23 protein-coding genes and 1 pseudogene are annotated in these 25,892 nt (G+C 52.1%); 17 read left to right on the forward strand and 7 right to left on the reverse strand.

Annotated elements, in window-relative coordinates:
* Window position 1: 1 nt before the first annotated feature.
* The 5 genes from bchL (at window position 2) to L855_RS11310 (ending at window position 5,570) form a co-directional block, all read left to right on the forward strand.
* Window positions 2-865 carry a ferredoxin:protochlorophyllide reductase (ATP-dependent) iron-sulfur ATP-binding protein gene (gene bchL, locus L855_RS11290; protein ID WP_159788060.1) on the forward strand — a complete coding sequence of 288 codons (864 nt, stop codon included), beginning with the start codon at window positions 2-4 and terminating at the stop codon, window positions 863-865.
* Window positions 866-1,128: 263 nt separating this feature from the next.
* Window positions 1,129-2,547 carry a DUF5331 domain-containing protein gene (locus tag L855_RS11295; RefSeq protein WP_159788062.1) on the forward strand — a complete coding sequence of 473 codons (1,419 nt, stop codon included), beginning with the start codon at window positions 1,129-1,131 and terminating at the stop codon, window positions 2,545-2,547.
* Between the two features lie 19 nt (window positions 2,548-2,566).
* A complete protein-coding gene (locus L855_RS11300) occupies window positions 2,567-2,833 on the forward strand; it encodes a hypothetical protein (RefSeq protein ID WP_159788064.1) in 267 nt (88 codons plus the stop codon).
* A 37-nt stretch (window positions 2,834-2,870) separates the two neighbouring features.
* On the forward strand, window positions 2,871-4,280 hold the full coding sequence (locus tag L855_RS11305; RefSeq protein ID WP_159788066.1) for a ferredoxin:protochlorophyllide reductase (ATP-dependent) subunit N: 1,410 nt from the start codon (window positions 2,871-2,873) through the stop codon (window positions 4,278-4,280).
* A gap of 324 nt (window positions 4,281-4,604) precedes the next feature.
* On the forward strand, window positions 4,605-5,570 hold the full coding sequence (locus tag L855_RS11310) for a protochlorophyllide reductase (protein WP_159788068.1): 966 nt from the start codon (window positions 4,605-4,607) through the stop codon (window positions 5,568-5,570).
* Window positions 5,571-5,651: 81 nt separating this feature from the next.
* Here the strand turns inward: L855_RS11310 and recA are convergent, their stop codons facing one another.
* Entirely contained in the window at window positions 5,652-6,773 is a 1,122-nt protein-coding gene (recA, locus tag L855_RS11315; RefSeq protein ID WP_246198823.1) for a recombinase RecA, read from the reverse strand.
* Between the two features lie 305 nt (window positions 6,774-7,078).
* On the opposite strand from recA, the gene xseA reads away from it, so the two are divergent.
* From xseA to L855_RS11330, 3 genes are all read left to right on the forward strand, one after another.
* A complete protein-coding gene (xseA, locus tag L855_RS11320; protein ID WP_159788070.1) occupies window positions 7,079-8,332 on the forward strand; it encodes an exodeoxyribonuclease VII large subunit in 1,254 nt (417 codons plus the stop codon).
* Between the two features lie 42 nt (window positions 8,333-8,374).
* Complete coding sequence (gene xseB / locus L855_RS11325; RefSeq protein WP_159788072.1) at window positions 8,375-8,575, forward strand: exodeoxyribonuclease VII small subunit; 201 nt, start codon at window positions 8,375-8,377, stop codon at window positions 8,573-8,575.
* Between the two features lie 150 nt (window positions 8,576-8,725).
* Window positions 8,726-9,088 carry a GNAT family N-acetyltransferase gene (locus L855_RS11330; RefSeq protein WP_159788074.1) on the forward strand — a complete coding sequence of 121 codons (363 nt, stop codon included), beginning with the start codon at window positions 8,726-8,728 and terminating at the stop codon, window positions 9,086-9,088.
* A gap of 170 nt (window positions 9,089-9,258) precedes the next feature.
* On the opposite strand, the gene L855_RS22830 is transcribed toward L855_RS11330, so the two are convergent.
* Window positions 9,259-9,417, reverse strand: a complete 159-nt coding sequence (locus tag L855_RS22830; RefSeq protein ID WP_219729906.1) for a DUF2442 domain-containing protein — start codon at window positions 9,415-9,417, stop codon at window positions 9,259-9,261.
* Between the two features lie 409 nt (window positions 9,418-9,826).
* Here L855_RS22830 and iscB point away from each other — a divergent pair, with 409 nt between their 5' ends.
* From iscB to L855_RS11350, 3 genes are all read left to right on the forward strand, one after another.
* The gene (gene iscB, locus L855_RS11340; RefSeq protein WP_159788076.1) at window positions 9,827-11,101 is read left to right on the forward strand and encodes an RNA-guided endonuclease IscB; all 1,275 of its coding nucleotides are present in this window, start codon (window positions 9,827-9,829) and stop codon (window positions 11,099-11,101) included.
* Window positions 11,102-11,174: 73 nt separating this feature from the next.
* Window positions 11,175-11,420 carry a UPF0175 family protein gene (locus tag L855_RS11345; RefSeq protein WP_159788078.1) on the forward strand — a complete coding sequence of 82 codons (246 nt, stop codon included), beginning with the start codon at window positions 11,175-11,177 and terminating at the stop codon, window positions 11,418-11,420.
* Window positions 11,417-11,914 (forward strand): PIN domain-containing protein, encoded by a 498-nt coding sequence (locus L855_RS11350; protein WP_159788080.1) that lies wholly within the window; start codon window positions 11,417-11,419, stop codon window positions 11,912-11,914. Before L855_RS11345 ends, L855_RS11350 begins: the two co-directional genes overlap by 4 nt.
* Window positions 11,915-12,001: 87 nt before the next feature.
* On the opposite strand, the gene L855_RS11355 is transcribed toward L855_RS11350, so the two are convergent.
* The 4 genes from L855_RS11355 to L855_RS11370 form a co-directional block, all read right to left on the reverse strand.
* A complete protein-coding gene (locus L855_RS11355; RefSeq protein WP_159788082.1) occupies window positions 12,002-13,546 on the reverse strand; it encodes a hypothetical protein in 1,545 nt (514 codons plus the stop codon).
* 30 nt (window positions 13,547-13,576) lie between these two features.
* Window positions 13,577-13,969 carry a hypothetical protein gene (locus L855_RS11360; protein WP_159788084.1) on the reverse strand — a complete coding sequence of 131 codons (393 nt, stop codon included), beginning with the start codon at window positions 13,967-13,969 and terminating at the stop codon, window positions 13,577-13,579.
* A complete protein-coding gene (locus tag L855_RS11365; RefSeq protein WP_159788086.1) occupies window positions 13,969-16,860 on the reverse strand; it encodes a CHAT domain-containing protein in 2,892 nt (963 codons plus the stop codon). Before L855_RS11365 ends, L855_RS11360 begins: the two co-directional genes overlap by 1 nt.
* Window positions 16,861-17,000: 140 nt before the next feature.
* Window positions 17,001-17,309, reverse strand: a complete 309-nt coding sequence (locus L855_RS11370) for a hypothetical protein (RefSeq protein WP_159788088.1) — start codon at window positions 17,307-17,309, stop codon at window positions 17,001-17,003.
* 227 nt (window positions 17,310-17,536) lie between these two features.
* On the opposite strand from L855_RS11370, the gene L855_RS11375 reads away from it, so the two are divergent.
* The 6 genes and pseudogenes from L855_RS11375 (at window position 17,537) to L855_RS11400 (ending at window position 25,245) form a co-directional block, all read left to right on the forward strand.
* Window positions 17,537-18,820, forward strand: coding sequence for a trypsin-like peptidase domain-containing protein (locus L855_RS11375; protein WP_159788090.1), 1,284 nt, complete (start codon window positions 17,537-17,539; stop codon window positions 18,818-18,820).
* 113 nt (window positions 18,821-18,933) lie between these two features.
* Window positions 18,934-21,003 carry a thioredoxin domain-containing protein gene (locus L855_RS11380; protein ID WP_159788091.1) on the forward strand — a complete coding sequence of 690 codons (2,070 nt, stop codon included), beginning with the start codon at window positions 18,934-18,936 and terminating at the stop codon, window positions 21,001-21,003.
* A gap of 486 nt (window positions 21,004-21,489) precedes the next feature.
* On the forward strand, window positions 21,490-22,371 hold the full coding sequence (locus L855_RS11385; RefSeq protein ID WP_159788093.1) for a hypothetical protein: 882 nt from the start codon (window positions 21,490-21,492) through the stop codon (window positions 22,369-22,371).
* Window positions 22,372-22,523: 152 nt separating this feature from the next.
* A pseudogene (locus tag L855_RS11390) lies at window positions 22,524-23,808 on the forward strand (RNA-guided endonuclease InsQ/TnpB family protein).
* 55 nt (window positions 23,809-23,863) lie between these two features.
* Entirely contained in the window at window positions 23,864-24,154 is a 291-nt protein-coding gene (locus L855_RS11395; protein WP_159788095.1) for a DUF2103 domain-containing protein, read from the forward strand.
* Window positions 24,155-24,177: 23 nt separating this feature from the next.
* Entirely contained in the window at window positions 24,178-25,245 is a 1,068-nt protein-coding gene (locus L855_RS11400; protein ID WP_159788097.1) for a potassium channel family protein, read from the forward strand.
* Here the strand turns inward: L855_RS11400 and cpcF are convergent.
* Entirely contained in the window at window positions 25,238-25,882 is a 645-nt protein-coding gene (cpcF, locus tag L855_RS11405; RefSeq protein WP_159788099.1) for a C-phycocyanin alpha-cysteine-84 phycocyanobilin lyase subunit CpcF, read from the reverse strand. The genes L855_RS11400 and cpcF overlap by 8 nt on opposite strands.
* Between the last annotated feature and the right edge of the window lie 10 nt (window positions 25,883-25,892).

Consider the following 25,892-nt stretch of genomic DNA (forward strand, 5'->3'; position numbering starts at 1 on the left):
GGTGAGATTAGCAGTATACGGAAAAGGCGGCATTGGTAAATCCACCACCAGTTGCAACATCTCAGTTGCCCTGGCCCGTCGCGGAAAAAAAGTCCTCCAAATTGGTTGTGACCCCAAACACGACAGCACCTTCACCCTAACGGGCTACCTCATTCCCACCATCATCGATACCCTCCAAGAAAAAGACTTCCATTACGAAGACATCTGGCCCGAAGACGTCATCTACAAAGGCTACGGCGGCGTTGACTGCGTCGAAGCCGGCGGTCCCCCAGCCGGAGCTGGTTGTGGCGGTTACGTCGTCGGAGAAACCGTCAAACTCCTCAAGGAACTCAACGCCTTTGACGAATACGACGTGATTCTCTTCGACGTCCTCGGCGACGTGGTCTGCGGTGGCTTTGCTGCCCCCCTAAACTATGCCGACTACGCCCTAATCGTCACCGATAACGGCTTTGATGCCCTCTTTGCCGCCAACCGCATCGCCGCCTCCGTGCGCGAAAAAGCACGAACCCATCCCCTGCGCCTCGCCGGCCTCATCGGCAATCGCACCTCCAAACGGGATCTCATCGATAAATACATCGAGACCGTTCCTATGCCCGTCTTGGAAGTCTTGCCCCTCATCGAAGATATCCGCGTCTCTCGCGTCAAAGGGAAAACCCTATTTGAGATGACCGAAACCGAAGCCGCACTCAGCTACGTTTGCGACTACTACCTCAACATTGCCGATCAGATTCTCGCCCTTCCCGAAGGTGTCGTGCCCAAAGATGCCGCCGATCGCGATCTGTTTGCCCTGCTCTCAGACTTCTACCTCAACCCTCAGCAACCCCCAGCCACTGTGGATGCTGAACCCGACTTGATGATGGTCTAACCCAGATTGTTAACAGCATCAAGAACATCAGTCACAGGTGTCAGCCCAGGTCGCGGCCCAAGTCGTAGCCCAAGTCACAATCCAAATGGCAGTAAATGTCAACGACTATTACAGCTTGCAGTGATGAAGCGCCAGAGTTGTCAGCTAGCCTAGTATGATTCAGTACAGGCAATGCCTAATGCCGTTTCAAGACGGAGTACCTTCGACTGAGGCGGATAGACTAGAAATGAACAACGCAGCAACTCCGGGGATAAATAAAAACCATGGCATTTTTCGATAGCTTCACAAGCGCCCTCAAAGAGAAGTGGTTGGAGTATTACCAAGCCAACCGCGAATGGCTGAACTTGCACATGCAGGTAGCTGCCGTTAAAACCCCCGATGGAGGTCGTCGTCCTCCGTCTTACTTCATCATCGGTTCCCTAAATGGAATCGAACCGAAGCTGGCCCAACTGATGTTGCCCTTTTCTCGGCTCAATCCCGATCCCGATACTCTGATCGAAGTGATGGGATTGAACTTTGACCCTGACATTGCCCTAGGGTTAGATCCCGAGACCGAACTTCCTAGCCAAGGGTCTGCCCCAACCTCTGACGCGATCGCCGAGGAGACTGAAGACGACCCTTTTGGTGAGTCGGAAACTGGGGACTTCACAGCCGCTGGCGTGGCCGTGAGCAGCCTAGTTTCCGACGAACCCCAACCCCCTGCCCCAGCGGAAACGTTAGACGACATGTCCGAACCTGTCGTTGAATCTGAACCAGAGCCGGACATCACCTCAGAGGAGATACCTGAAGCCACAGCAGACGAAGCCTTAGTCGGCATCGAGGAGACTGAGGAAGAGGATCTAAGTATCCTTGAAGACAATGAGGCCGAAGACGCACCTGAAGCCAGCATCATTGAAGAGGAATCCCCCGAGGCTGAGCCATCAGCTGAGGAGGAAGATCTCGGTCTCCTCGACGATCCCTCAGAAGCCTCCACCGATCTCGAAGATGACGCCGAAGAACTCGATCCCTTTGCCGGACTTTCTGAAGAACCGACGGAGCTAGAAATGCCCGTCGAGGACAGCAGTGATGATGGCGATGATATGGATTTATCGGCATTTGCCGAGGATGAGTCCTCCGAGGATGAGATCAGTGATGATATGGATCTCGATGCCTTCGGCGGGGAGGATGACTCCTCCGATGACGATGGCGGTGATGATATGGATCTGGGTGTCTTCGAGGGTGAGGATGACTCCTCTAATGAAGACAGCAGCGATGACATGGATCTCGATGCCTTCGGCGGGGAGGATGACTCCTCCGACGACGATGAGATGGACTTGTCCGCCTTTGCCGATGACGACAGCTCTGAGGAGGATGAGATGGACTTGTCCGCCTTTGCCGATGATGACAGTTCTGAGGAAGCCGACGACGGACTCGATCTAGGGGCTTTTGGTGGAGAGGATGACTCGTCTGATGAAGATGAGATGGACTTGTCCGCCTTTGCCGATGACAGGCTTTTGGTGGAGAGGATGACTCGTCTGATGAAGATGAGATGGACTTGTCCGCCTTTGCCGATGACGATAGTTCTGAGGAAGCCGACGACGGACTCGATCTGGGGGCTTTTGGTGGAGAGGATGACTCGTCTGATGAAGATGAGATGGACTTGTCCGCCTTTGCCGATGACAGGCTTTTGGTGGAGAGGATGACTCGTCTGATGAAGATGAGATGGACTTGTCCGCCTTTGCCGATGACGACAGCTCTGAGGAAGCCGACGACGGACTCGATCTGGCGGCTTTCGGCGGAGATGATGACTCGTCCGATGATGATAACGGGTTCGATCTCGCAGCCTTTGGTGGAGATGATGACGACTCCGGCTTAGGTGATCTCGGCGATGATGACGAACTCGATGAGGCGGCGTTTGGGGCATTGATGGAAGATGACGATGATGAGGAAGATCCTGAGATCTCCAACTTGTTGTCAGACCTTGAATAACACCACTGACCACCCCTGATATTAGGAGAACTGTTCCATGACTGTTGCTGCACAACCCAATGCACAACCCAATGCACTCAACTTTGAGTGTGAAACGGGGAACTATCACACCTTTTGCCCAATTAGCTGTGTGGCATGGCTATATCAGAAAATTGAAGATAGCTTCTTTCTGGTGATTGGCACAAAAACCTGTGGCTATTTCCTGCAAAATGCCATGGGGGTGATGATTTTCGCAGAACCCCGGTATGCCATGGCGGAACTCGAAGAAGGGGATGTATCGGCTCAGCTTAATGATTACGAAGAGTTGAAACGGTTGTGCCAACAAATCAAGCGCGATCGCAACCCTAGTGTCATTGTTTGGATTGGCACCTGCACCACGGAAATCATCAAGATGGACTTGGAAGGATTAGCCCCCAAACTCGAATCTGAAATCGGCATTCCCATCGTGACTGCCCGGGCCAATGGGTTGGACTATGCTTTCACACAAGGGGAAGACACGGTCTTAGCAGCGATGGCACAACGGTGTCCGAGTCAGCGGGTGGAGTCAGAAAAAACCGAACGCAATGCCATCAAGCGTCTACTCGATTTCGGCCGTAAGGCAGAGGAGGAGGAGTCCAGCACTCCTGAGTATGTTGACCATCCTCCTCTGACCTTATTTGGATCTCTCCCGGACCCTGTGGTGACTCAACTGAGTCTGGAACTGAAAAAACAGGGGATTCAGGTCTCGGGAATGCTGCCGGCCAAACGGTATACTGAATTGCCGGCGTTAGTGGAGGGGGATTATGTCTGCGGTGTTAATCCCTTTCTCAGTCGTACGGCCACGACGTTGATGCGTCGTCGTAAGTGTAAACTCATCGGCGCACCGTTCCCGATTGGGCCAGATGGAACTCGGGCCTGGGTTGAGAAGATTTGCTCTGTGTTTGGCATTGAACCCCAGGGACTAGAAGAACGGGAGCAAAAGATTTGGGAGAGTGTCGAGGAGTATGTGGCCCTATTGCGGGGTAAATCGGTCTTCTTTATGGGCGATAACTTATTAGAAATCTCCTTGGCTCGCTTTTTAACCCGTTGCGGCATGACGGTTCAAGAAATCGGCATTCCCTACATGGACAAACGCTATCAGAAGGCAGAACTGGATTTCTTGGCCAAAACCTGTGATGAGATGGGGGTTCCCTATCCGACGATTGTTGAGAAGCCGGATAACTACAATCAACTGCAACGGATTAAGGATTCGAATCCTGATTTAGTTATCACGGGGATGGCTCATGCGAATCCCCTAGAAGCTCGCGGCATTAGTACGAAATGGTCGGTTGAGTTTACCTTTGCTCAGATTCACGGATTTGCGAACACCCGCGATTTACTAGAGTTAGCGACTCGTCCCCTACGCCGTAATAATAATCTCAAGCATTTAGGCTGGGACAAGTTAGTCCAGGAAGAAGCTCAGGTTTAAGTCCCCGAATAGGGCACCAACTAGCTCCCTAACTTCCCGAGGGCGATTCCATATGGGGTCGCCCTCCTTTTCTATTGCCTACTGCCTGTTCCCTGTTCCCTGTTCCCCGTTCCCTTGCTTTACAAATATTTAATTTTTGTTGTTAAAGTCTAAACTAGGAGTTGCGATCGCTCAATTTTTGGTTTATATTAAGTATCTTAGAAGCCCAAATTCAAGACTCAGAAAATGGGAACTTTGCGATCGCACCCTCAGCGCAGCGTGAGCGCGATGTGACATCAATTTCGCTTGTACTTGTCAATAAACTTTAAAAAAAATTAACTCAACATGGCACAAGATCGCAACCGAACGGCTGTAATCACGGGCGCGTCTTCCGGCGTCGGACTCTACACCGCAAAAGCTTTGGCTTCTCGGGATGATTGGCATGTCGTCATGGCCTGTCGCAATCTCGAAAAAGCTGAAGCTGCCGCCAAAGAGGTCGGACTTCCTGAAGGAAGCTATACCATCATGCACATTGACCTCGGCTCCCTCGCCAGTACGCGTCAATTTGTCACCAATTTCCGCAGCCTGAACCGTCCTCTAGATGCCCTAGTGTGCAACGCGGCAATTTATATGCCCTTGATCAAAGAACCCCTGCGATCGCCTGAAGGGTACGAACTGACCATGACCACCAACCACCTCGGTCATTTCCTCCTCTGTAACGTCATGATCGAGGACATGAAGCGATCGACCTACGAGGATCGGCGTATGGTCATCCTGGGAACCGTCACCCATAACCCCGACGAACTCGGCGGTAAGATTCCCCCACGTCCCGACTTGGGCAACTTTGAAGGCTTTGAAAAAGGGTTCAAAGATCCGGTCACCATGGCCGACGGGAAAGCCTTTGAACCGGTGAAAGCCTATAAAGACAGCAAAGTTTGTAACGTGCTGACGATGCGGGAATTGCATCGGCGCTACCACGAGGAAACCGGGATTACCTTTACCTCCCTGTATCCCGGTTGTGTCGCCGACACTCCCCTATTCCGCAATCACTATCCTCTCTTTCAAAAAATCTTCCCCATCTTCCAAAAATACATCACCAAAGGCTATGTTTCTCAGGAACTCTCCGGGGAACGGGTGGCCGCTGTGGTGGCTGACCCCGAATATCGCCAGTCGGGTGCGTATTGGAGTTGGGGGAACCGCCAGAAAAAAGACCGCAAATCCTTTGTTCAGAAAGTCTCCCCTCAAGCCCGAGACGATGAACGAGGTGAGCGGATGTGGGATTTGAGCATGAAATTGGTGGGACTCGCCTAGGCTTAATCTAGGTCTGACTCCTGTAATGTGAAGAACCGAGGCCAGGGATTTGGCCTCGGTTTTGTTATAGGGCGAATAGGACTATTCCTCTTCTTTTTTGCCCTTACCGTTACTCCCCGCCGAGGATTCGGCTGGAGTCTGAGTATCGCCCTTATCTTGGGGAGTCCCATTTTTACCCACACTATTAGAAGAGACCATCGCCCCCATCGCCAGTTCTTGACGGACTTTTTCCTCAATGGTGGCAGCGAACTCCGGGTTCTCCTTAAGATATTGCACCGAGTTATCTCGGCCCTGGCCGATATTATCCCCGTCATAGCTATACCAAGCACCACGCCGCTTAATGACCCCCGTTTCCTCGGCTAAGTCCAGTAAACAGCCCACTTGGGAAATCCCCTGGCCAAAGAGAATATCAAACTCAGCAATCCGGAACGGCGGCGCAATTTTGTTTTTAGCCACCTTAACTTTGGCGCGAATCCCATATTCATCGGAGCCTTTTTTCAGGGTTTGGATGCGACGGATATCGAGGCGCACGGAACAGTAGAACTTAAGCGCATTCCCCCCAGTTGTGGTTTCAGGGCTACCGTAGCTAATGCCGATTTTTTGCCGTAACTGGTTGAGGAAAATGACGGTACAGCCAGATTTGCCGATATTACCAGTAATTTTTCGTAGGGCCTGGCTCATCAGTCGCGCCTGTAGGCCCACATGGATATCCCCCATATCCCCTTCAATCTCGGCGCGGGGAACCAGGGCCGCCACAGAGTCGATGACCACTAAGTCTACGGCGACAGAACGCACCAATTGGTCAACAATTTCTAGGCCCATCTCGCCGGTGTCCGGTTGGGAGACCAAGAGATTTTCAATATCAACCCCTAAGGCCGCCGCATAGGTGGGATCGAGGGCGTGTTCAGCATCGACAAAGGCCGCGATTCCGCCTGCTTTTTGAGTTTCGGCGATCGCATGGAGGGCGACGGTGGTTTTACCGGAACTCTCGGGCCCGTAGATTTCGATGACCCGCCCTTTCGGGAGTCCACCGCCGAGGGCTAAGTCAAGGGTTAAGGCACCACTGGGAATCGTCTCAACGCGCATCCGCGCCGAATCCCCCAACCGTAGAATCGCCCCTTTACCAAAGGAACGTTCAATTTGGTTGAGCACCATGTCTAACGCTTTCTGCTTTTCGGAGTTCTGGGTGATAGGAGTCGCCATACTTGCCTCGATGTTCGATGAATTGACTAATTGACCCGCTCTCGGGCCGGGGAAGAACCGTCAACGGGGACGGTTACAGCGTAGAACCTGTAGCGTTGCTGGAGAACGACAAGATGTGAAAAGCTGATTTAAGAATCTGGATCTTCCGGGTTTGCAGCAGATACATTATTCTAGTACAGAATCCCCTTGGGAACGGTCATGGTATAACGGCCAGCCAAGTCCCGGGCAAAAGACCTTACACTCTACGCCACACCGTACGCCTGACGAGAACGATTGTATCGGGCTATGCGGCACTCACTTGATGTATGCAAGCGACCGATCTGCCTGTTCCTGAGGGAAGTTTGACTGTGGCCGGGGTCACAGATTATATCCAATCCCTCCTCGAAGACAATCCCCAATTACGCCCAGTTTGGGTGGTGGGGGAAGTTTCGAGTTGTAAAACCCATCCCTCGGGGTTGTTTTTTACTCTGCGCGATCGCCAGGATGATTCTATTCTCAATGGGGTGATCTGGAAAAGCCAGGTGGCGAAGCTGTCCACACCGCCCAAGTTGGGGGAGTTGGTGGTGGTTGGGGGCAACATTCGTCTGTTTCGGGGCCGGGGTCAGTATCAGTTGTACGGATTTCAGGTGTTGGCCTTGGGGGCAGGGATGCAGGCGTTACAGTATCAACAACTGCGTAGTCGCTTGATGACTGAGGGGTTGTTTGACCCCGGACGCAAGCGATCGCTCCCCGAACATCCCCAAACCATCGCCGTGGTGACCTCTCCCCAAGCGGCGGCCTGGGGAGATATCCAAAGTACCCTACGCCAGCGTTATCCGGGAATTCAGGTATTACTGTCTCCGACGGGGGTTCAGGGCGATCGCGCGGCGGCCAGTATTGAACGGGCGATCGCGCGGGTGGTGGCTGATGGACGCGCTGAACTGGTGATTGTGGCTCGTGGCGGCGGTTCGGCGGAAGATTTAGCCGTCTTTGATGATGAGCGGGTGGTGCGGGCGATCGCCCTCTGTCCCTGTCCCGTCATCACGGGAATTGGTCATCAGCGGGATGAATCCCTGGCGGACTTAGCCGCTGATTTTGCTGCTGAAACCCCTACAGCTGCAGCGAAACGGGCGGTTCCTGAACTTGAGAGTCTGATTGAGGCCCACCGCGATCGCCAGCAACGTCTAGAAGAGGTGATGATCACGTATCTCGGGGGGGTGCGATCGCATCTCCATCAGCTACGTCAGCGCCTCGATATTACCCCAATTCAGCGTCAACTCAACCAAGAACAGCAACAGCTTCAGCAGCTCAAACAGCGCCTGATTAACGCCAGCCAGCAACGCTTACAGCAGGCCCAACAACGACATCAGTTTCTGCAAGAACGTCTCACCACCATCAACCCGCAAATCGTCTTAGATCGCGGGTACGCCGTTGTCCGGAATGCTCAGGGAGAGATTGTCCGCTCCGCCAAGGAACTGCGATCTGGACGGGTTTTGTCCGTGAAACTGGCCCAAGGATGGGTTAAGGTAAAAATCACCTCCACTGGCACTGAAGGACCCGCACCCTTCAGCCAATCCTAATCTCTGACTCTCTGCGATTCTCTATCCCTACGTCAATTCCCCATGACTCATCCTTGGAACTACGAAGCCACCGTCGAAGAAATCGAGAGCATCATTCAAAAAATCGAATCGGGACAACTTGATTTAGAAGACGTCTTCGAGAAATTTGCCGTCGCTGCCGAACATCTCCAAGACTGTGAGCAATTTCTCGGAAAAAAGCAGCAGCAGCTTGACCTATTAATTGAAACCCTGAGCGACCAGTAAGGGCGTATGTTCACCGATAGCACGCATTTCAAAGGCTTAAATTCCTGGTCTCATCCCCATTTAGGTCTAATCCAGGCGGTGAACTACTCGGTTTCTTCTCCATTCTATCAACAGTCCTTAACCCTTCGCGACCAAGTCTTACGACAACCTTTGGGTTTATCAATTTGGGAAGAAAACCTAGAATCTGAAATCCACCAAGGTCATTTTGGCATCCTTCAATCTTCAGAGAAACTTGGCCCATTACTAGCTTGCGTGGTGATTGTCCCCAAAACTCAAGAACAGGTCAAACTGCGACAAATGGCGGTTCTTCCTGAAGTACAATATCAAGGATTAGGAACCTTTTTAATCAGAGAAGTTGAAGACTATTTAAGGCAACATCATATAAAAATCATCAATTTAGCGGCGAGAGTTTCAGCCCTTAGATTCTACCAAAAACTGGGGTATCAGCCCATCAGTTCTGAGTTTATCGAAGTCGGCATCCCTCATCAAACCTTAGAAAAAAGACTCAACTAAACGGGAGATCTTCAACTTTGTAGGGGCAATCCCTTGTGGTTGCCCCCCAGATTATATCTCCACAGCAACTCATTCATCCCGAATTGAAACCTAATTCACACCATTTTTCAAAATGCTTGCTATACATCTGACACCGAGGAGGTCGAACGGCCGTTCGCCCCTACAGACATCTATGGCACGACTTCTGAAAAACAGTCGTTACGTTCCTCGATTGAGCCATGCAAGAGGCGAGGATACCATGCTAATGGAACCGATATAGTCCGTCCATTGAGAAATCTGACCTCTACAACTAGATTCTCCGATCGCCTGCAAAATTGCCACCAAGACACTCAACCCAATTCCCATCAGTTAACCCCACCCAAACGCCGGGACTGTGAGGATATCTCGGGGTTTGGGCGGTTGCTGGGGGTGAGTGGTGGCCACCGCGACGGCGATCGCACCCGTGGTCAAAGGAGAGTAAAATTAAGAGGGATAGCAAGGAATTTAGCCGTCAACAACCCAACACTAAACGGAGTCCCGTTATAGTGTGGGCTTGAAAAATAGCCCCAGTTGACCAGTCTCAGTCCTTTGCAGACTACGTTATTGGTAAGTGTTAAAGTTCCTACCCTGGGATGCGTCGCTAGTCCCCGGCCCTAGAACCAAAGGATTAAACAGGTGTAACGGGTTAAACCAGTGTTCTTTGGATAGTACCGACCAATAACATTGACGAAGCGAAAATTACCCAGAAATGGAGAATCCATGTCTAATTACGTTTTCGTTATAGACACAGACAAAAACCCTTGTGATCCAGTCCATCCCGCCAAGGCGAGATTATTACTGAATCAGAACAAGGCAGCAGTCTTGCGTCGATATCCCTTTACTATCATCCTCAAGGAGGCACAAAATGCAAAACCCACACCTCTAACTGTCAAAATTGACCCCGGCTCTAAAACGACTGGACTTGCTATCCTAAGAGGGGAGGATGTTATTTGGGGAGCAGAACTGTCCCACCGGGGGCAGCAAATTAAAGCGAGTTTAGATTCTCGCCGGGCTATTCGCCGGGGTCGTCGCTACCGTAAAACCCGCTATCGACCCGCTCGTTTCCTGAATCGCAAGAAACCAAAAGGATGGCTGGTTCCGAGCTTGCAACATCGGGTAGATACAACCCTAACCTGGGTTAACAAGTTAATCCGCTATAGCCCTATTGTCGGTATCACTCAAGAGTTGGTGCGGTTTGACTTGCAGAAAATGAAGACCCCCGAAATCTCTGGAGTTGAGTATCAGCAAGGGGAATTACAGGGCTACGAAGTGCGGGAGTACCTACTGGAGAAGTGGAACCGCCAATGTGCTTATTGTGGAGGAAGAGACATTCCTCTTCAGGTGGAACATATTCAGCCAAAGGCAAAGGGAGGAACCAATCGTATTTCTAACCTCTGCCTAGCCTGTGAACCCTGCAATATCCGCAAAGGAACCCACGATATCAGGGATTTCCTTTCTGGTCAGCCAGATTTGCTAAGTCGTATCCTCAAGCAAGCCAAATCACCACTTAGGGATGCGACAGCGGTCAATTCCACCCGATGGGTATTGTTTAATACACTGAAGGGAACAGGTTTACCTGTTGTTACAGGAAGTGGGGGTCAAACCAAATTCAATCGGACTCGACTTGGTTTACCTAAGACACACTGGCTTGATGCCGCTTCTGTGGGGAAGGTTGACTCACTCAAGCTCCTTACATCAAAACCTTTGTTAATTTCTGCGAAGGGACATGGAACCCGCCAGATGTGTCGGACTGATAAATACGGTTTTCCGTCTCGTTATGTTCCTAGGTATAAATTTGTCAAAGGCTTTCAAACTGGTGACATCGTAAAAGCGATTGTCACTCGTGGCAAGAAAGTAGGAGAGTATCTGGGACGAGTTGCAGTCCGCTCTCAAGGTTCCTTCAATATCACCACTAATCAAGGGTTGATCCAAGGTATCAGCCACAAATACTGTAAACACATTCACAAAAAGGATGGTTATTCTTATGTCGCATAACTGGTCGTCCCCCTTTTCCTCCCAACACCAAACGGATTACCGTTATGGTGTGGGTCTCCAAGGGGGTTGAGAGATGAGTGTTATTGTCTCCGACGAAATTTTAACCGCCACTCACATGACTGAGGCTGAAATGTGTCAGGAAATTGCTGTGATGCTCTTTCAACAAGAAAAGCTGACCCTTGCTCAAGCCAGTCGCTTTGCCCAAATGCACCGTGTCGCCTTTCAACACCTCCTCGCTAGTCGCCACATTCCCGTACATTATGGAGTAGAGGATTTTGAGCAAGATATTCAAAACTTGCGGGAGATGGGTCGATTGTGATTCTTGTCAGTGATACATCACCCATTAACAATCTTGCAGCAATCAATCACCTCCATCTCCTTCACCAGCTTTATGGAACAGTTCTTATTCCTGAAGCCGTTTATCAAGAATTAACTGACCCCAATTTTCCTGTGTCTGGTGCGACCGAGGTACAAACCTTTGACTGGCTTCAAACTCGTCCCGTTAGCGATCGCACCCTTGTCGAAGTCCTGAGTAACGAACTCGATGTTGGAGAAGCAGAAGCGATCGCGTTAGCCGTCGAGGTTCAAGCTGAGCAAGTTTTAATTAATGAACGGCGCGGCCGGCTAGTCGCAAGTCGGTTTAATCTCCGTTATACGGGTATTTTAGGAGTTTTGGTCGAAGCGAAAAGTCAAGGCTTGATTACTGAAGTAAAGCCCTTACTGAAGGCATTGATAAATGAGGCAGGATTTTGGGTAGGAGAACCTCTATGCAAAAGTGTTTTACAGCTTGTTGGTGAAATCGATACACCTTGATTTTTTTGCTAAATGCTGTGGGGATGAGTGTGATTTGCATTGACCCTTGCTCTCGTGTACTTGCTTTTAATTTTAGATCTCGACATCTCAACCCCGTCCTCGCCGTGCAATCGCCTGCAAAATCGCCACCAACACACTAAACCCGATTCCCACCAGTAAACTCCACCAAAACGCCGGGGCTGTGATGATATCTCGGGGTTTTGGCGGTTGCTGAGGGTGAGTGGTGGCCACTGCAACGGCGATCGCACCTGTCGCCAACCCCACACCCGCCATTCCCACCGTTTGATTCAAGGCGCGATCGCCCCTCGTTTGTTCAATCTGAATCACCCCTTCAATGTTGCGGATGAGATGATCTAGAAGTGTCAGGCCCGTTTCTAGGTTGTCGCGATCGAACTGGATTTGCTCGATATCGCGATCGGGGTTCCAGTTGGAATGTTCCGTCCGCTGGAGTTCTAACCCTAAGCGGCGTTGGCGTTGTTCGTAGTTTCTGGCGTTGATGGCGATCGCGTGTTGCTGTGCATCCAGCAGCACCAGTTTTTCGGCGTACTCCGCGCGATCGCTCAGACATTGGGTTAAATCCTTCTGAAGTTCCGCTAGGTTGACGGGTTTCGAGTTGAGGCGATCGCGCACTCGCTGATATCGGCGTTTCACCGTTGCATAGTTCCCCTTGAGTTCCGCCTTGAGTTGTCGGCTGTTCCATTTGGCCCACCTCACCTTATTGCGAAAACCGAACCAGCGAATGAAGTTAAAGTTGGCAAAGTCCGCCATCCAATTGCGAATTTCCTCGATGTTTTCTGACTCAGGAAACAGGAGAACACAGACATGGGGATAGCGATTTAAAAACTCGTGCCATTCTCCCTGCCAAAATGTGGGAGTCTTTTCAAACTCAAAGAAATGGGGGGATTTTTGACCATATTTTATAGATCCTGTCAAGGTTAAATGATCGTGAATATCCTTAGGATCTAAGTCTAGGAAACGGGCATAAATATCTTGTGCCAGGTCTTGTGGCGATCGCGAAGCGTGCGGGAACTGCAATCGCTCGTCTGTTTGTTTTGCCCAAATAAACCAGGTTTCCCCGAGGCTTCCATAGCGTTCTGGACGGCGCGTAGGGAGGCTTTTGGCTTCAGGGTCAAGTTGAGCCAAAATTTGCTGTTTGAGGTCATCAATGGCGGCGAGAGGGCGGGGATTATCGTTGATTTGTGGTGGAGTGGAGGGTGTGTCAGCGGGGGATGTGAGATAGCGGCCTGACGTTTCCAGTTGCAAGCCGTAGATGTCCTCTAAGCCAAAGGGGTAGATAAAGCCGTCGAGTTCTTCTTGCGGGTTCGGTTTCCCCGTTTGCCAGTAGAGGCTTTCAGTATTGGGCAACAGAGCGTTGACACCATCCTCATGTTCATTCTGTTGCAGTGCATCGAGTCTGTCGTCTGGGATATCTCCATAGACTTTCTGCCAAAATTGGCGACGGCGAATCCGAGCCACAGCCTCCGACTGGCCCAACGTCTCGCGCACATCGTACAGCAACCCGTCCAACGTCGGATAAATCAGCGGCCTGTCCTCGGGTGGGTTCTCCGGTTGCGTTTCTAAAGGAGTTGACGTGCGATCGCCCCTGCTATTCGCCCCGCTCGTTGAAGTCATTTACAATCTAGTCTGACCGTTTACTAGAGATTAACCTTTAGCTTGCCCTCCCAACAGGCGATCGCGCCAACCCCGCCAGGACTTCGTATTTTCTGATGCAGCTTTGGCTTGAGCAATCAAGTCATCATCACTGCGTTGCAAGAAATTGCGATATTCCTCCTGAGTCAGTTGGTTTTCCCGCGACCAATCCACTTGAGTTGGTTTACCCATGGAACGCTGCGCCAGAGGCGCTTCCAACTCATCGCACCAACAATCATAGCTGGGGTTGAGATGTTGACTGGCCCACTCATCCACCGCCGCCAGTCCCTCGTCGCTGTTCCAGTCAAACTGAGCCAGTTGAGAGTGCCACTCAGGGGGGAGTTCGTCCCGTTCGGCGAGGCTGAGGAGAAACGCTTTTAGAGTAATGCGAGAGGTCGCTTTCATCAGGTTGAAGGGGTGTGAGGTTCATCGAGGCCAGACACCACAAACGCCGCCCAGAAATAGGGATCGTCGTAGGGGTATCTCTCCTCCATCTTAGCTAGTCGCCTTACCGCTCGGCGGAGGCAGGTTTTTGCCGTGGAGTCTTGCAAACGTGCGAGCCAGTCTTCATACCAGTCTTGCAACTCAGCCTGAGTCAGTTGGCGCAACCAGGCCACGGCACCACTTCGGGCAACAGCGGCAGACTGTCCCTGATTGAGCAACTCGTAAAAGCGCACCATCAGCAGCGCACTCGCGTCAGACTGGACCAACCACAGAGAGGTTAGGGCCGACTTGGCCCCCAGCGCCAGCAAGCCACTGGCCCAACCCACATATTCCGTCACTAAGTCATAATCCCGCCCGATGCCCGTTTCGCAGGCCCCCAAACTCACCAGATCATAACTGCTGAGGTTCTCCAGCTTCTGCAACATCTGCCCGAGGGTGAGGGCGCTGTTTTGAGCCAGACTGAGCCGTGACTGGGCGGGATTGGGGAACTCGTGCCAACTGTGGCCGGTGAAGTGAGCCAGGCGATGGGGAGTTTGCAGGTGGTTGAGAACCGCCTCCGGGGTGACGGCGTTGCTTTCCAGGCGAGTGGTGGCGTAGAGATGGCTGATGGCCGCTGACTCGAAATCTGCCATGAGCAAATCTTCCGCCTGGGGGTCAATGCTGAGGAAGGAGGCGGTGGCCCGTTGGCGGTTCTGTTGTAGGGTAAGTCCTGTCTGCACCGAGGGAAGGCGCGAGATGGCGAAACAGTCGGGAAATAGGGCTTCTAGGGGCAGCAGGTGCAGTTCTTTGTGGGGGAGCAGAATTAGGGGGATGCTATGGGGTGCGGCGGTGTCGGGGGGCGCGAGTTGGGCGACGATGCGATCGATGTCGAGCAGTTGCTTTAATTCATCGAGGCGTTGCGGGAGTTGTTGTCGCCAGGGATGGTCGGGGTTGCCGTGGGATTTGTCCTTGGTGTCTCGATAGTCGAGATAGTCCCGGTTCCAAGCCTGCCACCAGTCCTGAAAGACGCGGTAACGCTCTCTGGCGGAGGTGGCAGCATCGAGCAGGTGCGGCGGTTGTCCCGGTTGAATGAGGAAAATGTTGAGGGCGGTGGGGCTACAATGCCAGTCTATGAGGGCGGCATGGTCATGGTTGGCGAAGGCCGTCGCGGCTTCTGCGGTGGCGGAGACAAATTCATCGGTCCAACCGCGCAACCACCAGCTTAAGCAGGTGTTTTTTCCCCGTTCTGCCAGTTCCCAGGCGGCGATGTCGTTGCCCTCCTGTGCTAGACGGTCTACGGTGGCTTGTTGGAAGTCGGCAAACTCGAATTGTAGCTGGCGTTTCCTGCCAGGACTGGTTACGCTGTCGAGGTATTGGTGCAGTACGTCTGTCCCCTGTCGCATGACTTCTGCTGCGGAGTCTGGCTCGTCGAGGCTGGAGTAGACGCGGGCGAGATCCCGTAATACGTTGAGATGCGATTCGGGAACGTCTTGGGCGGTGAGGGTTTCTAGGGCGGTGAGGTATTCGCTTCGGGCTTTGCTGAAGTAACTGCGGCGATTTTGGAGATACAGGTTGGGATGAGCGTAGTCGTAGTGCGATCGTCCTTTGCCATAATGCAATAACCCCCAACCTTTTGGATTAGTGTCTCGTGTGCAGTGTTGCAGTCCTTGGTCGTAGGTGGCGAGTTGTCCGGGATAGCCGGGTTGGGCGAGTTGGGGATATTGAATGGCGAGGGGAGTCATCACAGAATGTCTGAGGTTACTGATGGCAATTGCTCGGTTGTTCCAAGCCAAGTAGAGCTTTAGATTGAGAGCTAGGGCGCGATCATAACCCTCCAGGGCCTCCTCATATCGCTCTAAGTTATTGAGCACATTTCCTCGGTTGAACCAAGCCAGGTCGTCATTGGGATTGAGAGATAGAGCGCGATCGCAACTCTCCAGTGCCTTCTCGTATCGCCCTAAGTTATTGAGCGTATTTCCTCGGTTGTGCCAAGCCTTGTCGTCATTGGGATTGAGAGCTAGGGCGCGATCGCAACTCTCCAGCGCTTCCTCGTATCGCCCTAAGTGACCGAGCGCAATTCCTCGGTTGTGCCAAGCCCAGTCAAACTTGGAATTGAGAGCTAGGGCGCGATCATAGCTCTCCAGCGCCTCCTCGTATCGCCCTAAGTGACCGAGCGCAGCCCCTCGGTTGAGCCAAGCCACATCGTCCTTGGGATTGAGAGCTAGGGCGCGATCGCAACTCTCCAGCGCCTCCTCATATCGCCCTAATTTACTGAGCGCATTCCCTCGGTTGCCCCAAGCCTGGTAAAGATTGGGATTGAGAGCTAGGGCGCGATCAAAGCTCTCCAGCGCCTCTTCAAACACTCCAGCACTCCAAAAACTCACTCCACGCTCGACCCAAACCTCCGCCTCCTCCTCACTCTCACTCGAAACCGGCAACCTCTCCCCTCCCGTCTCTGACACCTCCTCCTCACTCTCCCCCTCAACCTCCTCCGGTATCTCCCGCGCCAGCAACGCCTCGCCAATCTCCGCCGCCGTTTCCCCCACCGGATCACAGCCTTGCCCTCGCAACCGCACCATGCGCCGCGCCAGTTCGTGATTCGGAACCCGAGACGACATCAGCGTATGTCTGAACCGCTGTAACCAATTGAGAAACCAGGGGTCTTGCGATCGTCCTTTGAGGTGTTCTGCCACCTGTTGCGCGGTCCATCCCGCCTCTACACCGTCCAGCAGTCCAAAAAACAGGGTCTCGTACCGGGAATCGCTGAGGGAGACAAAGTCTGGGATCGTCTGAGGAGACTCACCAACTGGCGGGGAAGTCCCGCGCCATTTCGCCCACAGTTGCTTCAGCCAACGCCACAGTCGCCGCCACATGGCTGCTTCTCCTCATAAACCTTTCCCCAGTATGACGCGCTCCCCCCAGGAGGGCAACCACAAGGGATTGCCCCGACGGTTGAGGTGTCATGGGTGGATTGCATTTGGGACAACATTATAGGGCGAAAAATTTTTCGCCCCTACGGTTCACTGGGAAAAACCTGAAAAATATCAATTCCTAACTTGTCCTGAATCAGCGATTGTGCTTGATTGGGATTCTCATAAATTAACTCCAACAATTCCCGACCCGTCAACCCAACTTCTTGAGCATAAAAACCAACTTCAGACATAATTCGCGCTTCTGATTGGCGCAAATACATACTTAAACAGTGACGAGCTTGGGTTGAGTTGTCCCGTTGCGTGCGGAAAAACGCTAGAGCATTGAGAAGCCGGTCTTCATAAGGCGCTAACGGCTTTAAGTCTAACGATTCAGGATGTTTAGAAGTCATGATTCTTAAGTCTATAAAAATAACCTTGGCTTTCAGAGAATCGAGGGTGATTTTTGGTGTTAGATATCAAATTGGAGGGGTATAACCCACCCCTCGCCCCCCTCAGGAGGGGAAAATTTTCGTCCCTAGGAGGAGGGGGTTGATTGACCTGCAATCTTAACAACGGATCTCCACAAAAGCCTCTATAATGAAAGCACGATATCTAAGCAGCAGCGCAATAGAGGTTAATGGCATTGTCTCGCCAAAACTCGAAACGTCCTAGGACTCAAGGGGCGATGGGCTTTGGGATATTCTTACTCGGGCTGACGATCGCCGTCGCTATCCAGCGATCGCAAAACCCAGACTCCGGTTTGGTTCGCGTCCCCTCTCCATCGTCCCCCCAGGAGTCCCAATCCCCGGCCCAGTCCGAGGGAAATGGCCGTGAGTTCAGCCAAGAGGCTCTCCCTGAAGATTCGGGTGCAGAGGGTCTAGAGAGTCTCTCTCTCCCAGTCCCGAGTCCTGAAACGGGCGATCGCAGTTTTGACCAAACGAACTTCATTGTCCGCGCAGTGCGTCAGGTTGAACCTTCAGTGGTGCGCATTGAACCTCAGCGCCTCTATTCCGGGGACGATTTGGGACCCTCGGACTTACTCGAACCCATCCCCTACCCGCCCTATTCCCAAGGTGCCGGAACCGGCTTTGTCATTGATGACCAGGGCCATCTTCTCACGAACGCCCATGTGGTGGGCAATGCTGAACAGGTGCGGGTCGTCCTCCATGATGGCCAGGTGTTGCGCGGCCAAGTCCTCGGACGTGATCCGGTGACCGATGTAGCGGTGGTTAAACTTGAAGGCGTTAGCCTGGCCCCAGTTCCCATCGGGGACTCCGATGACCTGAAACCCGGTGAATGGGCGATCGCCATCGGCAATCCTCTCGGCTTAGATAGTACCGTCACCATGGGTATCATCAGTGCCACGGGACGCAGTAGCCGCGAAATTGGGGTTCCTGAACGCCGCGTGGGATTCATTCAAACGGACGCAGCCATCAACCCGGGCAACTCCGGGGGCCCACTCCTCAACGCATCAGGCTCAGCCATTGGGATGAATACCGCCATCCTGGATGGGGCCCAGGGACTCGGCTTTGCCATCCCCATCAAAACTGCCCTGCGGGTCGGACAGCAAATCATTCGCGACGGAACCGCTCAACATCCCTATCTTGGCGTTCGCCTCAAAACCCTGGATGCTAATCTCAAAGCGGAATTAGCCGAAGAGGACAACTTTCCTAAACTGACCGTTGACCAAGGAGTCTTGATTGTCAATGTAGTCCCCGAATCTCCCGCCGAAGCCGCTGGCCTACAAATTGGGGATGTCATTCTCCGCATTGGTGACGTCTCAGTAGTGAATTTTGAAAGCGTCCAGCGTATTGTGGAAGAAAGCCGCATTGGTGAAGCTCTGGAATTAGACATTTCACGGGGTGAACAAAAACTGACCCTAGAGGTTCGCCCCGGCCAACTTCCCTCTCATTCTCCCTAACTCCTGCGCCAGACAACATAAGACAAAGACACCCTTGAAAACAACCCATCTAAGGGGTTTTCTTATTGTTTATACGTCCTAACAGGATTGTCCATTTTACAGCACTCACTCCCATGACCAATCGTCTCGCTAACAGTCAAAGTCTATATCTTCGCAAACATGCCGAGAATCCCATTGATTGGTGGTACTGGTGTGATGAAGCCATCGAATTAGCCCGCCAGGATAACAAACCCATCTTTCTCTCGGTGGGTTACTCCAGTTGTCACTGGTGTACCGTCATGGAAGGAGAAGCCTTCTCAGATCCCGAGATTGCCGACTATCTCAACAACCAGTTTGTCCCCATCAAAGTCGATCGCGAGGAACGCCCCGACATCGACAGTCTCTACATGCAGTCCCTGCAACTGATGTCAGGACAAGGAGGCTGGCCCCTCAACGTCTTTTTACTCCCCGAGAGTCTGGTTCCCTTCTATGGCGGTACCTATTTCCCCGCCGAACCTCGGTATGGTCGCCCCAGCTTCCTGCAAGTCCTGACGCAGTTACGGGACTACTACGACAACGAAAAGGACAAGTTAGACCGCATCAGCGAGGATATGCTGACGGCCTTACAACAAGCAGCCGAACTTCCCCCAGAGTTCAAAAAGATTGAGAACACCTCCCTCCTCAATGACCGACTCCTCCAACAGGGATTAGAAGCCAGTATCCGAGTCCTACAACCGGAAGGGGCCCCCTGTTTCCCCATGATGCCCTACGCGCAAACCGCCCTACGAGGAACCCGCTTTCAGTTAGATAAAGACTTTGTGGCTCAACCCCGCTGCGACCAACGGGGCTTTGATTTGGTACTGGGGGGGATTTTTGACCAGGTGGGGGGTGGATTTCACCGCTACACCGTGGATGCTACTTGGACGGTTCCCCATTTTGAGAAAATGCTCTACGACAATGGGCAAATTCTTGAATATCTTTCTAATTTATGGTGTTCGGGCACGCAAGACCCCGCCATTGAGCGAGCGGTGACCCTCACGGTGTCTTGGCTCAAACGGGAGATGATGGCTCCTGAAGGCTATTTTTATGCGGCTCAAGATGCCGATAATTTCACCAGTCCCCAGGAACGGGAACCCGAAGAAGGGGCCTTCTATGTTTGGTCCGACGCGGAGTTACGGGAACGACTCACCTCAGAGCAGTATCAAGCCCTAGAGGCGGAATTTCATATCTCCAAAGCGGGGAATTTTGAGGGGAATACCGTCCTACAGCGTCGCCGGCCAGGAGTTTTAAGTCCCTTGTCAGAAGAGGCTCTACAGCAACTGTTTGAGGGGCGCTATGGCACAAGTATGAACCGGGAGCAGCCCTTCCCCCCAGCGCGAGATAATCAGGAGGCTAAATCGCAAGATTGGGCCGGTCGCATTCCCCCCGTGACGGATACGAAGGGGATTGTGGCTTGGAATAGTCTCGTCATTTCTGGCTTGGCCCGGGCCTCGGTGGCCTTTGCGGAACCGGAGTATTTGGCCATGGCCGCCAAGACAGCGGATTTTATCCTCAATCATCAATGGATTGAGGGACGCTTCTATCGCCTCAACTATCAGGGAACGCCCTCGGTGTTGGCCCAATCGGAGGATTATGCTCTGTTTGTCAAGGCTCTATTAGATTTGGTGGAGGCGGGAGCGCCGGATTATCTCGATGCGGCCATCAATGTGCAAGCGGAGTTTGATGAGCATCTCTGGAGTGATGAGTTCGGCGGCTACTATAACGCGGCTCAGGATACCCGTGGCGGGGCGATCGTGCGTGAACGAGCCTATACGGACAATGCCACCCCAGGGGCCAATGGCATCGCAGCTATGAATTTAGTGCGTTTGTCTCTCTATGGGGAGGAATTACTCTATTTGCAGCGGGCGGAAGCGGTGTTAAATGCCTTCTTACCCATTTTGCAAAAGATGCCCCAAGCGTGTCCAAGTTTATTTGGGGCCTTGGATTGGTTCCAGAATGCTACAGTCGTGCGAACCACCGCCGCTGAAATGGCCCAGTTACAGGGGCGCTATTTGCCCGCAACGGTACTGAAAGAGGTGACGGAACTGCCGGAAGGGGCGGTTGGCTTAATCTGTCAGGGCTTAAGTTGTTTGGAACCGGCCCGCGATCGCAACAGTCTCTTAGCACAACTCGAACAAAGTCAAACCCGCATCGGCATCAGCTAAGGACTCATGATTCCCTAGGAGAATTGCCAGACTCCTGACCGGACGAAAGGCTAAGATTAAACCGGTTTGGTTTAAGTCAATCGATCCCAGTCCAAGATTCTGGAGGCCCGGTTGCGGCCACTCCAGTCCCGGACTAGAGATTCCCGATTTATGGGTGACAGTCCTGAAACCTATCCTTAAGGTGGAATGTGAGATAGTTGATCTAACTCGTACTTTTGGGCAATTCCTCTCAGAAATCACTCTGATGAAAGAGGTTTAAGGCTCAAAGGTAACGAGTTACACCAATGATGATCATCACTCCCCCTGGTTCACCGCAGGTCTCTGTAGGGGCGAATGACTGTTCGCCCCTTAGGGGCCAATTGCTCATCCCGCCGATGGTCGGTTTAGTCTTAATCACGATCAGCGGGATTATTGACGGATGTATCTCCGCTATTAGGAGGGTTTATGAGTTCCTCTTCTCGTTCAAATTCCGATTTTAATGACACGATGCAGTCTCCACTCCATCCTCCCAATCCAGACCCGAAAGAGTCCGTAGCCGATCAGGTCCAAAAGGCTGAGGCTGATGCCTTATTACGCCCAAAACCCCCTGTTCCACCGCCTCCCGAGGAAAAACCGGAGTCCCCAGCTACCGCCGCCTCGACAGCTCCTGAATCTGAGCCTCCTCAACGTCCCGTTCCCATTCCTCCCCCGAGTGAACCGAGGCAATATCGAGCCATTGGCGTGGTTCGTGGCCGCTATATCCCCTCGGAGGAGCAAATTACTCAGGGAGTGCTTCAAACAGCGGATGACATGGCCGTTGAGGCGGTGTTATTGGGACGGGTGATGAGTTTGGTAAAAAATCACATTGACCTGGAACAAGACCATCTTTGGGTGGTCTATCCCCGAACTGGCCAACGAGATGGAAATCTCCATTTACAAATTGTTGGGGTCTGGGAACCGGAAAACCTCAATCAAGAGGATTCAGAGCTTCCTCCATTGTCCTCTGAGGAGGTTCACGAAGGCTATTTTTCCGTTCGCGGGGAAGTGGTGTTTTATTCGGAGGAAGAGCGTCGCATAATTGTTAAAATTCGCCAGGGGCCCCGGAAGGCGGGACAACCTCCGAAGTTCTTTAAACTGGCCCTGACGGGAACGGCGACGGGCCGCGTTTTACGACATTTTTGGTCGTTTGAGGTTGAACGTCAGGGCCAGGACTTAGTGATTTTGACGGGAGAAAATATGGGTGTAATGCCCCCGAAACGTCAGACTCGCTCCAAGTCGCCCCAAAATCGTCGCCCGGGCCGTCGTAAGTCTAGCCCCGGTTCTAAGGGGAGTCGCCCGACACCTCGTCCTAAAAAGGTCAAGGAGTCCCAACCCCCAACTTCTGAATAGATGACTGATAACCCCGATTTTCTTAGCTAGAATCGGGGTTTTTCCCCGTTTATCGAAAATTTTGGGTCTAAAACCCCGTCCTTCTAGGACGGCTTTTGACGATCCTGCTTTTTTGTGCCAAGATTGTCCGCACAACCGATGCCAACGGTGCGATGCTTGTTCTTGAGTTCAAAATCAAAGGGAAGCCCCACCAATACGCGGCGATTGACGAAGCGATCCGAACCGCACAGTTCGTTCGTAACAAGGCACTGCGCTATTGGATGGATACCCCTGGGGTCAACAAATACGACCTCAATAAGTACTGTCGGGTACTCGCCCGAGAGTATGATTTTGCTAGAGAACTCAACAGCACGGCTCGTCAAGCTTCAGCCGAACGTGCTTGGTCGGCAATTTCTCGATTCTTCGAGAACTGTCGCCAGTCTGTTCCTGGCAAGAAGCGGTGCGACCCCGCGCCGTCGTACGGCGCCAGGGAACGCGCACCAAGAGAAGGATATCCCAGGTTCAAGAAAAATGGTCGTTCCGTCGAGTACAAAACTTCCGGTTGGAAGTTACTCGACCCCAAACACATTGTCTTTACCGACAAGAAGAATGTCGGGCGACTGAAGCTAGTTGGAACCTGGGATTTGGCATTTTACGGTATCGAACAAATCAAACGGGTTCGACTGGTTCGCAGAGCCGATGGCTATTACGCTCAGTTCTGCGTCAAAGTAGAGGTTCGAGAAGAACTCAAACCGTCAGGAAATACTGTGGGGTTGGATGTCGGACTCCTTGAGTTCTACACCGATTCCAACGGGGAGTGCGAACCGAACCCGAGGTTTTACCGAAACGCCGAGAAAAAGCTCAAACGCGCTCACCGAAGGGTGAGCAAAAAACAGAAAGGCTCTGCCAACCGAAAAAAAGCCGTCAATCGACTCGGACGAGTACATCTCAAAATAAGTCGGCAACGTGTTGGCGAAGCCTGCGCCTAAGCGCATGGAACACGCCAAGAGACTGGCGCGTTGCGTAATCCAATCTAACGATCTGGTGGCCTACGAAAATTTGAGGATACAGAATCTGGTTAGAAACCACTGTCTCGCCAAGTCGATTCACGATGCTGGTTGGTATCAATTTAGGAAATGGTTAGAGCATTTTGGGGTAAAATTCGGCAAGATTACCGTGGCGGTGAATCCTGCCTATACCTCTCAAAAATGCTCGAGTTGCGGCACGGTGGTCCAGAAAAGTCTTTCGACTCGAACTCATGTTTGTCAGTGTGGGTGCGAGTTGGATAGAGACCACAACGCAGCCGTCAACATTCTGAATGTTGCCTTAAGTACGGTAGGGCATACCGGAACTTGGGTCTTAGACCCAAACGCTTCTGGAGATTTGACCGCTACTTTGGCTGGTGCAAACCTGTCAGGGCAAGTCGGATCGTTGAAGGAAGAATCCCCACGCCTTTAGGCTAGGGAGTGTCAAGATGCTAATGCCCTTTAGATGATACGGAGATAAGCACATCATGCCCTCAAACGATAGTGGCCGCCTGGTTCTCAATCATTCAACTCATGTGGATGGGTTGATTCCGGTGTTGGAACGGTTGGTGTCGTTCCAGGGAATTCGCACGATTACCCCTGGGGTCATTTCCCGATCGCGTGGACATATTCCCAAGTTAAAATTACGGGTGTCGGTTCCCATTCGTGGGGGCTATAAGGCGATCGCCCGCGCCGGAAAAACGGTTCAGGAAGTCTTTGTTCTTACGACCCTCTCCAAAGGGGAGTTAGAACAGGCGATCGCCGAGAGTCTTAATTAATACAAAACACGGAATGGGTGCCGATGGTCAAACTCAATAATAATAGTCGTCTCAAGTTAATCTTGGGCATTCTCGCTGCCGTGGTCTTGTTACTGGGGACGGTGGTGCTTCTCGCCTGGAGTGAGGGAATGGCTGAATCGGGAGAGGAGTTATGGGAAGTTCTGGAAAATGTCATTATTACCCTGATGGGGGAATATCCCGATAAACCCAGAACCATCCCTGGGCGAATTATTCAACTTTTTTTATTGGTTTTTGGAACCTTTTTGTTTGGGACAATTATCGGTAAAATCTCCTCTCTATTTGTCACTCATGCTCTCTGGAAACAAAAGCAAATGAAGCGATTTAATAATCACATTATTCTCTGTAATTGGAATGGCAAAGCGGCAAGCATTATCCAACAGTTACTAGAGTCCAATCATGGGGAACCGTTAGATATTGTGGTGGTCTCGGCTTCGGAAGTCGTCGATGCCCGAGATTTCCATCATTTCGAGAATGTTCACTTCATTCAGGCAGATCCGACTCATCATGTCACCTTGGAGGATTTACAGGCCTTTCAAGCCAAGGCTATTATCTTACTCGCGGATGACGAGAGTTCAGGACCTGATGAAAAGAATGCCTTAATTGCCCTGGCGGTGAAGCATTTAGAACAAACCCCAGGTAAACAAAAGGATATTCATGTGATTGCGGAATTGGTGAATCTCGATCGCCGTCGCCATCTCCAGGAGGCTGGGGTGGATGAGGTGGTCTCGGCCCGAGATTATAGTTCGGGAATTATTGCCCAAAGTGCCATTTTTAGGAATATGTCGGTGGTCTATCAGCAACTGCTGACCTACTCCGATGACTCCAATGAGTTTTATTTTATTCAACCGGGCAATTATCCCTCGGAATTGTTGGGGAAACAGTTTCCGGAGTTGGGAACTTGGATTAGTAATTACAGTGCCAAGCACCCCAATAATCCCCTGTTACTTTTGGGAGTGAAACGGGGAGATGGGCAAATTCTTCTCAATCCTAAACCCAGTCATTTTGACCATTTAGAGGAAGAGGATAGTTTAATTGTGATGGCGTTCCGTAATGTTGAGCGAATTACGTAGAATACAACTCTTGCCGGTTCGGGGTGAGTCGTTGTTGGGCCAACTGTGATCGCCCCCGAATGGCCGCTTCCTCATCCTCTTGATGGAGTTGTTGCAGACAGGGTTTAATCCTTTGCTGGATGTCCGTCTCGCCCAAACTCTTGGCCAAAGCTTCTAAGCCAACAATGGCAGCATAACGAACCACCCATTCTGAGTCGGCGGTGGTGGCCAGCAATCGCTCCAGTACCCGACTCTGGGCCTCCTCCCGTTGACTGGGGTCTAGGTTCTGCCATTGTATACGACCTAAACCTCGGGCAGCGGCGCGACGGACACTTAGGGCAAAGTCCCCAGCGGCGGTGAGCAACACCTCTAAGGCCCGGGGGTCGCCAATTTCTGCTAAGGAGCGGATGGCCCAGGCTCTGGCCCCATAGTTGTAGCCATCTAGATGTTCTAAGAGGGGGGCAACGGCCGGCTCGCCGATGGCCACTAACCCCTGAACAGCAGCTACGGCAGCCCCGGGATTGTTAAATCCCAAGACTTCGATGAGTTTCGGCACGGCTTGAGGATCGCCCGTTTGGGCCAGCGATCGCACGGCCATCAGTAAACTGACCGCCGAATCGGCCTGATCAACGTCAGCCAAGAGAGAGTCGAGAGTCATGAAACAGTCA

Source organism: Sodalinema gerasimenkoae IPPAS B-353 (assembly GCF_009846485.1).
Lineage (GTDB): Bacteria > Cyanobacteriota > Cyanobacteriia > Cyanobacteriales > Geitlerinemataceae > Sodalinema > Sodalinema gerasimenkoae.

What these genes read in the sequence shown, in the direction of transcription:
- L855_RS11295 (WP_159788062.1), top strand. Translation starts at nt 1,129, where the DNA reads ATGGCATTTTTCGATAGCTTCACAAGCGCCCTCAAAGAGAAGTGGTTG.
- L855_RS11300 (WP_159788064.1), top strand. Translation starts at nt 2,567, where the DNA reads ATGGACTTGTCCGCCTTTGCCGATGACGACAGCTCTGAGGAAGCCGAC.
- L855_RS11305 (WP_159788066.1), top strand. Translation starts at nt 2,871, where the DNA reads ATGACTGTTGCTGCACAACCCAATGCACAACCCAATGCACTCAACTTT.
- L855_RS11310 (WP_159788068.1), top strand. Translation starts at nt 4,605, where the DNA reads ATGGCACAAGATCGCAACCGAACGGCTGTAATCACGGGCGCGTCTTCC.
- recA (WP_246198823.1), bottom strand. Translation starts at nt 6,773, where the DNA reads ATGGCGACTCCTATCACCCAGAACTCCGAAAAGCAGAAAGCGTTAGAC.
- xseA (WP_159788070.1), top strand. Translation starts at nt 7,079, where the DNA reads ATGCAAGCGACCGATCTGCCTGTTCCTGAGGGAAGTTTGACTGTGGCC.
- xseB (WP_159788072.1), top strand. Translation starts at nt 8,375, where the DNA reads ATGACTCATCCTTGGAACTACGAAGCCACCGTCGAAGAAATCGAGAGC.
- iscB (WP_159788076.1), top strand. Translation starts at nt 9,827, where the DNA reads ATGTCTAATTACGTTTTCGTTATAGACACAGACAAAAACCCTTGTGAT.
- L855_RS11345 (WP_159788078.1), top strand. Translation starts at nt 11,175, where the DNA reads ATGAGTGTTATTGTCTCCGACGAAATTTTAACCGCCACTCACATGACT.
- L855_RS11355 (WP_159788082.1), bottom strand. Translation starts at nt 13,546, where the DNA reads ATGACTTCAACGAGCGGGGCGAATAGCAGGGGCGATCGCACGTCAACT.
- L855_RS11360 (WP_159788084.1), bottom strand. Translation starts at nt 13,969, where the DNA reads ATGAAAGCGACCTCTCGCATTACTCTAAAAGCGTTTCTCCTCAGCCTC.
- L855_RS11365 (WP_159788086.1), bottom strand. Translation starts at nt 16,860, where the DNA reads ATGTGGCGGCGACTGTGGCGTTGGCTGAAGCAACTGTGGGCGAAATGG.
- L855_RS11370 (WP_159788088.1), bottom strand. Translation starts at nt 17,309, where the DNA reads ATGACTTCTAAACATCCTGAATCGTTAGACTTAAAGCCGTTAGCGCCT.
- L855_RS11375 (WP_159788090.1), top strand. Translation starts at nt 17,537, where the DNA reads ATGGCATTGTCTCGCCAAAACTCGAAACGTCCTAGGACTCAAGGGGCG.
- L855_RS11380 (WP_159788091.1), top strand. Translation starts at nt 18,934, where the DNA reads ATGACCAATCGTCTCGCTAACAGTCAAAGTCTATATCTTCGCAAACAT.
- L855_RS11385 (WP_159788093.1), top strand. Translation starts at nt 21,490, where the DNA reads ATGCAGTCTCCACTCCATCCTCCCAATCCAGACCCGAAAGAGTCCGTA.
- L855_RS11395 (WP_159788095.1), top strand. Translation starts at nt 23,864, where the DNA reads ATGCCCTCAAACGATAGTGGCCGCCTGGTTCTCAATCATTCAACTCAT.
- L855_RS11400 (WP_159788097.1), top strand. Translation starts at nt 24,178, where the DNA reads ATGGTCAAACTCAATAATAATAGTCGTCTCAAGTTAATCTTGGGCATT.
- cpcF (WP_159788099.1), bottom strand. Translation starts at nt 25,882, where the DNA reads ATGACTCTCGACTCTCTCTTGGCTGACGTTGATCAGGCCGATTCGGCG.